The following is a 9,713-nucleotide window of genomic DNA, read 5'->3' on the forward strand; positions in this document are numbered from 1 at the left end:
CGGTTTTGCTTCACGTAAATGGATTGCGCTCGACAAGATCCCCAAGTCCCCAGTCGGAACGACGGCTTGTCGAAAATACTCAGAGAACAGAGGGAGCGTCATGCGCCATACCTTGGTTTTATCCGCATTGCTGGGCACCGGCCTGTTGGCCGCTACGTCCATTAGCCAGGCTGCCAGTGACAGCCTGGTGTTCTGCTCCGAAGGCAGCCCCGCTGGCTTCGATACCGCGCAGTACACCACCGCGACCGACAACGACGCCGCCGAACCGCTGTACAACCGCCTGGCAGAGTTCGAAAAAGGCGCGACCAATGTCGTGCCGGGCCTGGCCACCCGCTGGGATATTTCCGAGGACGGCCTGAAATACACCTTCCACCTGCGCGAAGGCGTGAAATTTCATACCACCAAGTACTTCACCCCGAGCCGCGATTTCAACGCCGATGACGTGCTGTTCACGTTCAACCGCATGCTCGATCCGCAACAGCCATTCCGTCAGGCTTATCCAACTGAATTCCCGTATTTCAACGGGATGAGCCTGAACAAGAACATTGCCAAGGTCGAAAAGACCGGGCCTTTGACCGTGGTCATGACGCTTAACAGCGTCGACGCCGCGTTCATCCAGAACATCGCCATGAGCTTCGCTGCCATCCTGTCCGCCGAATACGCCGACCAGCTGCTGGCATCGGGCAAACCAAGCGACATCAATCAGAAGCCGATCGGTACCGGCCCGTTCGTATTCAAGAGTTACCAGAAAGATTCCAACATTCGCTACACCGGCAACAAGCAGTACTGGGACCCGAGCCGGGTCAAACTCGACAACCTGATTTTCGCCATCAACACCGACGCCTCGGTGCGGGTCCAGAAGCTCAAGGCCAACGAATGCCAGATCACCCTGCACCCGCGCCCTGCCGACGTCACCGCGCTGAAAAACGACCCGAAACTCAAGCTCATCGAGAAGCCCGGTTTTAACCTCGGCTACATCGCCTACAACGTTCGACACAAGCCGTTCGACCAGCTTGAAGTGCGCCAGGCGCTGGACATGGCAGTGAACAAGCAGGGCATCCTCAACGCCGTGTACCAGGGCGCCGGGCAACTGGCGGTCAACGCCATGCCGCCGACCCAATGGTCCTACGACGAGACTATCAAGGACGCCGCCTTCAACCCGGAGAAAGCCCGCGAGTTGCTCAAGGCCGCTGGCGTCAAGGAAGGCACCGAAATCACCCTGTGGGCGATGCCCGTGCAGCGCCCTTACAACCCCAATGCCAAGTTGATGGCCGAGATGCTCCAGGCCGACTGGGCAAAAATCGGCCTCAAGGTGAAGATCGTCAGCTACGAATGGGGCGAGTACATCAAGCGCACCAAGAATGGCGAGCACGACATCAGCCTGATCGGCTGGACCGGTGACAACGGGGACCCGGACAACTGGCTCGGTACGCTTTACAGCTGCGATGCCATTGGCGGCAACAACTACTCCATGTGGTGTGATCCGGCTTACGACAAGCTGATCAAGCAGGCCAAGATCGTCACCGATCGCGACCAGCGCACCGTGCTCTACAAGCAGGCGCAGCAATTGCTCAAGCAGCAAGTGCCGATCACGCCAGTCGCCCACTCGACGGTCAACCAGCCGTTGAGCGCCAAAATCGAAGGGTTCAAGGTCAGCCCTTTCGGTCGCAACGTGTTCTCGGGTGTCAGCATAGAAAAATAATCGATTAGCCGAAAAACGCTGGGGGCGCATTCCGCCCCCAAGCAAGCGTATTGCCTTTATTCGTCGATCTGGCGTAATGCAAACGTTTGCCTAGCGAGAAAAGTTCCAAACCAAATAGCCGGACCACAAAAAAAGGCCGGTATAAAAAAAGAGAAACCAAGGAGCTTTACCCATGAAACTGAGCAGCACCGCGTTACTGGCCCTGGCCATCAGTAGCATCACCGCCACGGCTTACGCCGAGACTCAGAGCCAGGAATTCACTCCGGTAACGGTCAACACCAAAAGCGCTCAAGCTGACGCCACTGGCTTCGTCGAAGGCCAATCCATCAGTGGCACTACACGTAACTGGTACGCCAACGAACAACTGAAACGTGGCGGCACGTTCAACTACAAAAAAAATGGCGTTTCGACCCCGACTGATCGTCGTATCAACTGGGTCCAAGGCACCATCATCAAGTACAACTCCGGCTTCACCGAAGGCACCGTCGGCTTCAGCACCGAAGTCGCCGCCTACAACGCCATTGCGCTGGAGCGCGACCGCGAGAACCTGGCATCCAACAACGGTGGCGCACCGGGTACTCGTCCAGGCGCGGGCAACAACCGCACCCTGACCCGCGAAGGCGGCGACGCTGAAGGCCAATGGAGCAAACTGGGCCTGGCCAACGTCAAGGCGCGCGTTTCCAACACCACCCTGACCGCCGGCCGCATGAACTTCAGCAGCCCGCAGGTCGACGTCATCGGTAACCGTGCCCTGCCTTCGAGCTTCGAAGGGATCGCGATCCACAGCGAAGAACTGAACAACCTGTCCTTCGACCTGGCCACCTTCGATCGCAACTCTCCGCGTACCGAAGAAAGCCTGAGCAAGTTCCGCTCCGAATACGGCGACTCCAGTGCCGAAGCCGATCACGTCAACACCGCCGGCATCACCTACACACCATTCGCCAGCCTGACCACCAGCCTCTGGGGCACCCAGGCCGAAGACCTGTGGAACCAGTACTACTTTGGCGCCAGCCATGTGCTGGGCGACAGCTCGGTACTGAGCCTGACCACTGGCCTGAACTACTACAAGACTGTCGACGAAGGTAAAAAACTGCTGGGCGAAATCGACAACGACACCTACTCCCTGTCGCTCGGCCTGACCCACCAGGCCCACAGCCTGACCTTCTCCTACCAGGAAGTGAACGGTAACGAGTACTTCGATTACCTGCACGAAACCAACGGCATCTACCTGGCCAACTCCCTGCTGTCGGACTTCAACGGCCCGAACGAGAAATCCTTCCAGATCGCCTATGGCCTGAACATGGCCGAATACGGCGTGCCAGGCCTGAAGTTCAACATCTACCAGGCTCGCGGCTGGGGCATCGACGGCACTCACTACAAGGGTGGCGGCTACGACGGCGTGCAGTCCATGGACGGCGAACACCATTACGAATATGGCATCGGTGCTGCTTACGCAGTACAGAGCGGCCCGCTCAAGGCCACCGCTATTCGCGCGACCTACACCGCGCACCGTGCCAGCGAAAACCAGGCTGATGGCAGCATCAACGAGTTCCGTCTCGTGACCACCATCCCGTTCAACATTCTGTAATGCACCTGCCCTGCGGCTGATTCAACGATGAATCGGCCGTTGGGCTTTTGTCTTTCAACCGATTGCAGAGGGTTCTTGATGAAAATGCTTCCCCTACGTGCGGCCATTGCGGCCGCGTTGCTGAGTTTGGCGGTCGGCGTTTCGGCCAAACCGCTGGTGGTTTGCACCGAAGCCAGCCCGGAAGGCTTCGACATGGTTCAGTACACCACTGCAGTCACAGCCGATGCAGTGGCCGAGACCATCTTCAACCGTCTGGCCGACTTCAAGCCCGGCACCACCGACGTGATCCCGGCGCTGGCCGATTCCTGGGACATCAGTGAAGACGGTCTGACGTATACGTTCCATCTGCGCCAAGACGTCAAGTTTCATACCACCGACTATTTCAAGCCGACCCGCAACATGAACGCCGACGATGTGGTCTGGAGTTTCCAGCGTCAGCTGGACCCGAATCACCCGTGGCACAAACTGTCGAGCGTGGGCTTCCCGTACTTCGAAAGCATGGGCTTCAAAGAACTGCTGAAAAGCGTCAAGAAAGTTGACGACAACACGGTCGAGTTCACCTTGACCCGCCGCGAAGCGCCGTTCCTGGCCGACATCGCCATGGCGTTCTCGTCGATCTACTCCGCTGAATACGCCGACCAGTTGCTCAAGGCCGGCAAGACCGGTGACCTGAACAACAAACCGGTCGGCACCGGGCCGTTCATTTTCCAGCGCTATAACAAAGATGCACAGGTCCGTTTCAAGGCCAACCCGGAGTACTTCCGCGGCAAGCCACCGGCCGAAGCGCTGATCCTGGCAATCGCCACCGACAACAACGTGCGCCTGCAAAAGCTCAAGGCCAACGAATGCCAGGTAGCGTTGTATCCAAAACCCGATGACATCCCAAGCATCAAGAAAGACGACAAGCTGAAAGTCGATGAAATGAATGCGATGACCGTCGCCTACATCGCCATCAACACCACGCACAAATACTTGAGTGATGTGCGCGTGCGTAAAGCCATCGACATCGCCTTCGACAAGGAAGCGGCGGTCAATGCCCTGTTTGGCAAAGGTAACGCGACGGTCGCGGTCAATCCGTACCCGGACACCCTGCTGGGCTACAACCACAGTCTGAAGAACCCGCCGCGTGATCTCGACAAGGCCCGCGCCCTGTTGAAGGAAGCCGGTGTACCGGAAGGCACCGTGTTTACCCTGTTCACCCGTAACGGCGGCGGAGCGACCAACCCGAACCCGATGCTCGGCGCGCAAATGATGCAGGCCGATCTCGCCAAAGTCGGCATCAAAATCGACATACGGGTGATGGAATGGGGCGAAATGCTCAAACGCGCGAAGAACGGCGAGCACGACATGGTGTCTGCAGGTTGGGCGGGCGATAACGGTGACCCGGATAACTTCCTAACGCCTATGCTCAGTTGCGAAGCGGCGAAGAACGGCGAAAACTACGCGCGCTGGTGCAATGAAAAATTCCAGACCCTACTTGATGAGGCCCGCTCCAAGGTCGATCCGGCTGAACGCGCAGCGCTCTACGAGCAGGCACAGCTCATTTTTAATCAGGATCAACCTTGGATCAGCATCGCACACACTAGAATGTTTACCGCAATGCGCAAGAACGTAGAGGGCTATCACATCAGCCCTCTCACCACTAATAACTTCGCCACTACCCAGGTGAAGTAGATAAGAAAACTCCCGGTGTCCCTGACTCCAGGGACACCAGGCACGCCTAACCGGCTGATGAGGTACACCACAAGATGTTTAGTTTTATTGCCCGCCGATTGGGGTTATTGATCCCCACGTTCTTCGGCATCACCTTGCTGACTTTCGCGTTGATTCGCATGATCCCTGGCGACCCCGTGGAAGTCATGATGGGCGAACGCAGAGTCGACCCGGAAATGCATGCTCAGGCAATGGAACGCCTAGGTCTGAACAAACCCCTGTATGCCCAATACCTGGATTACATTGGCAAACTGGCTCAAGGCGATCTCGGCGAGTCGTTGCGCACCCGGGAAAGCGTCTGGACTGAATTCACTTCACTCTTCCCCGCGACCCTGGAACTGTCCATGGCCGCCCTGCTGTTCGCCGGCATCCTGGGCCTGCTGGCCGGGGTGATCGCGGCACTCAAGCGAGGATCCCTGTTCGACCATGGGGTGATGGGCATCTCCCTGGCGGGATATTCGATGCCGATCTTCTGGTGGGGCCTGATCCTGATCATGTTCTTCTCGGTGTCCCTGGGCTGGACCCCGGTGTCCGGACGGATCGACCTGCTCTACGACATTGAGCCGCGTACCGGCTTCATGCTGATCGACACGCTGCTGGCCGATGACGTCGGTGCGTTCCTCGATGCGCTGCACCACCTGATCCTGCCTGCCATCGTGCTCGGCACCATCCCGCTGGCGGTCATTGCGCGGATGACCCGTTCCTCGATGCTCGAAGTGCTGCGCGAAGACTACATCCGCACCGCCCGCGCCAAAGGCCTGTCGCCATCGCGCGTGGTATTCGTGCACGGTCTGCGCAACGCACTGATTCCGGTATTGACGGTAGTCGGCCTGCAAGTCGGCACTTTGCTGGCCGGTGCGGTACTGACCGAAACCATCTTCTCCTGGCCCGGCATCGGCAAGTGGCTGATCGAAGCCATTGGCGCGCGGGACTATCCCGTGGTGCAGAACGGCATCCTGTTAATCGCCTGCCTGGTGATTGTGGTCAACTTCGTAGTGGATATCCTCTACGGCTTTGCCAACCCACGCATCCGTCATCAGCGCTGAGATCATGACCATGACCACTCCAGCTTCAACTCCAGCGGTAGCAGTCGATCAAAGCCTGCTGTACCCGTCCCCGTACAAAGAATTCTGGCAAGCCTTCTCCAAGAACAAAGGCGCCGTCGCCGGCCTGATGTTCATGTTGCTGGTGATTTTCTGCGCACTGTTCGCCCCATGGGTGGCACCGCACAACCCGAGCGAGCAGTACCGCGACTTCCTGCTGACCCCGCCAGCCTGGCTGGAAGGTGGGCAGATGCAGTTCCTGCTCGGCACCGATGAATTGGGCCGAGACCTGCTGTCACGGCTGATCCAGGGCTCGCGCCTGTCGCTGCTGATCGGCTTGTCGTCGGTAGTGATGTCGCTGATTCCAGGTATTCTCCTGGGGCTGTTCGCCGGGTTTTTCCCGCGCTTGCTTGGCCCGTCCATCATGCGTCTGATGGACATCATGCTGGCACTGCCGTCGCTGCTGCTGGCCGTGGCGATTGTCGCCATCCTCGGCCCTGGCCTGATCAACACCGTGATCGCCATCGCTGTGGTGTCCCTGCCATCCTACGTGCGTCTGACCCGCGCTGCGGTGATGGGCGAACTGAACCGCGACTACGTGACCGCAGCGCGCCTGGCGGGTGCCGGTCTGCCACGCCTGATGTTCATCACCGTGCTGCCCAACTGCATGGCACCGCTGATCGTTCAGGCGACCTTGAGCTTCTCCTCGGCGATTCTCGATGCCGCGGCACTGGGCTTCCTTGGCCTTGGCGTCCAACCGCCAACCCCTGAGTGGGGCACGATGCTGGCTTCGGCTCGCGACTACATCGAACGCGCCTGGTGGGTGGTAAGTCTGCCTGGTCTGACCATTTTGCTCAGCGTGCTGGCAATCAACTTGATGGGCGACGGCCTGCGCGATGCGCTGGACCCGAAACTCAAGAACGCCGCCTGAGGAGATTCAAATGTCACTGTTAGAAATCAAGAATCTCAACGTTCGCTTTGGCGACAAGAATGCCGTGCCAGTGGTCGACGGCCTCGACCTCAAGGTCGACAAGGGCGAAGTCCTGGCCATCGTTGGCGAGTCGGGTTCCGGCAAGTCCGTGACCATGATGGCGTTGATGGGGCTGATCGAGCACCCAGGTATCGTGACCGCCGACGCGCTGAATTTCGACGGCAAGAACATGCTCAAGCTCAGCAATCGTCAACGTCGGCAAATCGTCGGCAAAGACCTGTCCATGGTCTTCCAGGACCCGATGACCGCGCTGAACCCGAGCTACACCGTCGGTTTCCAGATCGAAGAAGTGCTGCGCCTGCACCTGAAAATGTCCGGCAAGCAGGCGCGCAAACGCGCCATCGAACTGCTGGAAAAAGTTGAAATCCCGGGCGCCGCCAGTCGTATGGATGCCTACCCGCACCAGTTGTCCGGCGGTATGAGCCAGCGTGTCGCGATCGCCATGGCGATTGCCGGCGAGCCGAAATTGCTGATCGCCGACGAACCGACCACAGCCCTCGACGTGACGATTCAGGCGCAGATCATGGAGCTGCTGCTGGCCCTGCAGAAAGAGCAGAACATGGGCCTGGTGCTGATCACCCACGACCTCGCCGTCGTTGCCGAGACCGCCCAGCGCGTGTGCGTGATGTACGCTGGCCAGGCGGTTGAAGTCGGGCAGGTGCCGCAATTGTTCGACATCCCGGCGCACCCGTACAGCGAAGCGCTGCTCAAGGCCATTCCGGAACACAGCCTCGGCGCCTCGCGCCTGTCCACGCTGCCGGGCATCGTTCCCGGTCGTTACGACCGTCCGCAGGGTTGCCTGCTGTCGCCGCGCTGCCCCTATGTGCAAGAAAATTGCCGCACCCAGCGTCCGGCCCTCGACTCGAAAAGCAACAGCCTCGCCCGCTGCTTCTACCCGCTGAATCAGGAGGTGGCGTAATGGCCGTCGTACTTACCGCCCGCGACCTGACCCGTCACTACGAAGTGTCCCGTGGCCTGTTCAAGGGCCACGCGACCGTACGCGCCCTGAACGGCGTGTCGTTCGAACTGGAGGCCGGCAAGACCCTCGCCGTTGTTGGCGAATCGGGCTGCGGCAAATCCACCCTGGCCCGCGCCCTGACCCTGATCGAAGAGCCGTCATCCGGCTCTTTGAAAATCGCCGGCCAGGAAGTCGCTGGCGCCGACAAGGCCCAGCGCAAGCAGCTGCGTAAAGATGTGCAGATGGTGTTCCAGAGCCCGTATGCGTCGTTGAACCCGCGGCAGAAAGTCGGCGACCAGCTGGGCGAACCGTTGCTGATCAACACCAACCTGAGCGCCGCCGAACGTCGCGAGAAAGTCCAGGCGATGATGAAGCAGGTCGGCTTGCGCCCTGAGCATTACCAGCGCTACCCGCACATGTTCTCCGGCGGCCAGCGCCAACGGATCGCCCTCGCCCGCGCGATGATGTTGCAGCCAAAAGTGCTGGTGGCGGATGAGCCGACCTCGGCACTGGACGTGTCGATCCAGGCCCAGGTGCTGAACCTGTTCATGGACCTGCAGCAGGAGTTCAACACCGCCTACGTGTTCATCTCCCACAACCTGGCGGTGGTGCAACACGTCGCCGATGACGTGATGGTGATGTACCTCGGCCGCCCGGTGGAGATCGGCCCGAAGAACGACATCTACGAACGCCCGTTGCACCCCTACACCCAGGCGCTGCTGTCGGCCACCCCGACCATCCACCCGGACCCGAACAAGCCGAAAATCAAGATCGTCGGCGAACTGCCCAACCCGCTGAATCCGCCACCGGGCTGCGCTTTCCACAAGCGCTGCCCGTATGCGACCGAGCGCTGCAGTACCGAAGAGCCGGCGTTGCGTCTGCTCGACAACCGCCAGGTGGCTTGCCACTACGCCGAGCAGTTTCTCGACGGCGTGGCGTGACGGCGGACTAAAAAACCTGTGGGAGCGAGCTTGCCCGCGATGGCGTCCCGCCAGGCGACTTTAATGTCACTGCGGCATCGCCATCGCTGGCAAGCCCGCTCCCACAGGGTCAGGTGTTGGTTATCCAAAAACCTCTTCTACCTCGACTGCGTAACGGTCGGCGTGAAGGGGTTTTCTTTTGCCCGAAAATTACCTCTTACGTCTGGCTATCGCCTTCATCCGGGTCATCGGAATCCGGCTCTTCGGTAGTGGAATCATCGTCGTCCGCGCTACCGCCCTGCCCCTGGTCACCGGGCTCGGATTCGGACTTGGCGATCATCAGGCCTGAGTGCCCTACCTGCCCGCTCGATGCCTGTTCACCGTGATCGGGGCATTCGGCCCGCGCTGCGGACATGCCAACGGACATAATCACCAAAACCTTTAGCAACAGCAAAATGCGTTGAAAAATGCTCATAGCCGAATTCATCCTTTCTGAGATGCAGCATGGGTGCCTGCCGGCGCGTAACCCGGCTACCGTGGCGCTGACTGAAATCTAGTTCCAATCGGCCGGGTTCTCCAGATAGGACGCCAGCGAAAAGAAGTAATTGCCGCTAATCGACAGATTGGTTTGGAATAATTGTTAGGCCAAAAGATCAAAAGATCGCAGCCTTCGGCAGCTCCTTGTATCTCGACTATCGCTCCATCAGGAGCGATAGTTCTCGACTGATCATCGAGGGAGGGATCTGGAAGCCGTGCAGCTCCTTAGGCTTTTTGCCTGTGACGTAGATTGTGCTCCAA

At 59.3% G+C, this 9,713-nt stretch carries 8 protein-coding genes; 7 read left to right on the forward strand and 1 reads right to left on the reverse strand.

Annotated features, from left to right (window positions below; genetic code table 11):
- The first annotated feature begins 100 nt into the window (after positions 1-100).
- From UB23_RS22490 to UB23_RS22520, 7 genes are all read left to right on the forward strand, one after another.
- Complete coding sequence (locus UB23_RS22490; RefSeq protein WP_045061489.1) at positions 101-1,702, forward strand: ABC transporter substrate-binding protein; 1,602 nt, start codon at positions 101-103, stop codon at positions 1,700-1,702.
- A gap of 172 nt (positions 1,703-1,874) precedes the next feature.
- Entirely contained in the window at positions 1,875-3,290 is a 1,416-nt protein-coding gene (locus UB23_RS22495) for an OprD family porin (protein ID WP_045061490.1), read from the forward strand.
- Positions 3,291-3,368: 78 nt separating this feature from the next.
- A complete protein-coding gene (locus tag UB23_RS22500) occupies positions 3,369-4,964 on the forward strand; it encodes an ABC transporter substrate-binding protein (protein WP_045061491.1) in 1,596 nt (531 codons plus the stop codon).
- Positions 4,965-5,038: 74 nt separating this feature from the next.
- Positions 5,039-6,049 (forward strand): ABC transporter permease subunit, encoded by a 1,011-nt coding sequence (locus UB23_RS22505; protein WP_045061492.1) that lies wholly within the window; start codon positions 5,039-5,041, stop codon positions 6,047-6,049.
- 10 nt (positions 6,050-6,059) lie between these two features.
- A complete protein-coding gene (locus tag UB23_RS22510) occupies positions 6,060-6,977 on the forward strand; it encodes an ABC transporter permease subunit (protein WP_045061493.1) in 918 nt (305 codons plus the stop codon).
- 10 nt (positions 6,978-6,987) lie between these two features.
- A complete protein-coding gene (locus tag UB23_RS22515; protein ID WP_045061494.1) occupies positions 6,988-7,956 on the forward strand; it encodes an ABC transporter ATP-binding protein in 969 nt (322 codons plus the stop codon).
- Complete coding sequence (locus UB23_RS22520; RefSeq protein WP_045061495.1) at positions 7,956-8,936, forward strand: peptide ABC transporter ATP-binding protein; 981 nt, start codon at positions 7,956-7,958, stop codon at positions 8,934-8,936. Before UB23_RS22515 ends, UB23_RS22520 begins: the two co-directional genes overlap by 1 nt.
- Positions 8,937-9,132: 196 nt before the next feature.
- Here the strand turns inward: UB23_RS22520 and UB23_RS22525 are convergent, their stop codons facing one another.
- The gene (locus tag UB23_RS22525) at positions 9,133-9,390 is read right to left on the reverse strand and encodes a hypothetical protein (RefSeq protein ID WP_045061496.1); all 258 of its coding nucleotides are present in this window, start codon (positions 9,388-9,390) and stop codon (positions 9,133-9,135) included.
- Positions 9,391-9,713: the final 323 nt, after the last annotated feature.

Origin of the sequence: Pseudomonas sp. ES3-33 (assembly GCF_000952175.1) — a bacterium.
Taxonomy (GTDB): Bacteria; Pseudomonadota; Gammaproteobacteria; order Pseudomonadales; family Pseudomonadaceae; genus Aquipseudomonas; species Aquipseudomonas gregormendelii.

What these genes read in the sequence shown, in the direction of transcription:
- UB23_RS22510 (WP_045061493.1), top strand. Translation starts at nt 6,060, where the DNA reads ATGACCACTCCAGCTTCAACTCCAGCGGTAGCAGTCGATCAAAGCCTG.
- UB23_RS22495 (WP_045061490.1), top strand. Translation starts at nt 1,875, where the DNA reads ATGAAACTGAGCAGCACCGCGTTACTGGCCCTGGCCATCAGTAGCATC.
- UB23_RS22490 (WP_045061489.1), top strand. Translation starts at nt 101, where the DNA reads ATGCGCCATACCTTGGTTTTATCCGCATTGCTGGGCACCGGCCTGTTG.
- UB23_RS22500 (WP_045061491.1), top strand. Translation starts at nt 3,369, where the DNA reads ATGAAAATGCTTCCCCTACGTGCGGCCATTGCGGCCGCGTTGCTGAGT.
- UB23_RS22520 (WP_045061495.1), top strand. Translation starts at nt 7,956, where the DNA reads ATGGCCGTCGTACTTACCGCCCGCGACCTGACCCGTCACTACGAAGTG.
- UB23_RS22515 (WP_045061494.1), top strand. Translation starts at nt 6,988, where the DNA reads ATGTCACTGTTAGAAATCAAGAATCTCAACGTTCGCTTTGGCGACAAG.
- UB23_RS22505 (WP_045061492.1), top strand. Translation starts at nt 5,039, where the DNA reads ATGTTTAGTTTTATTGCCCGCCGATTGGGGTTATTGATCCCCACGTTC.
- UB23_RS22525 (WP_045061496.1), bottom strand. Translation starts at nt 9,390, where the DNA reads ATGAGCATTTTTCAACGCATTTTGCTGTTGCTAAAGGTTTTGGTGATT.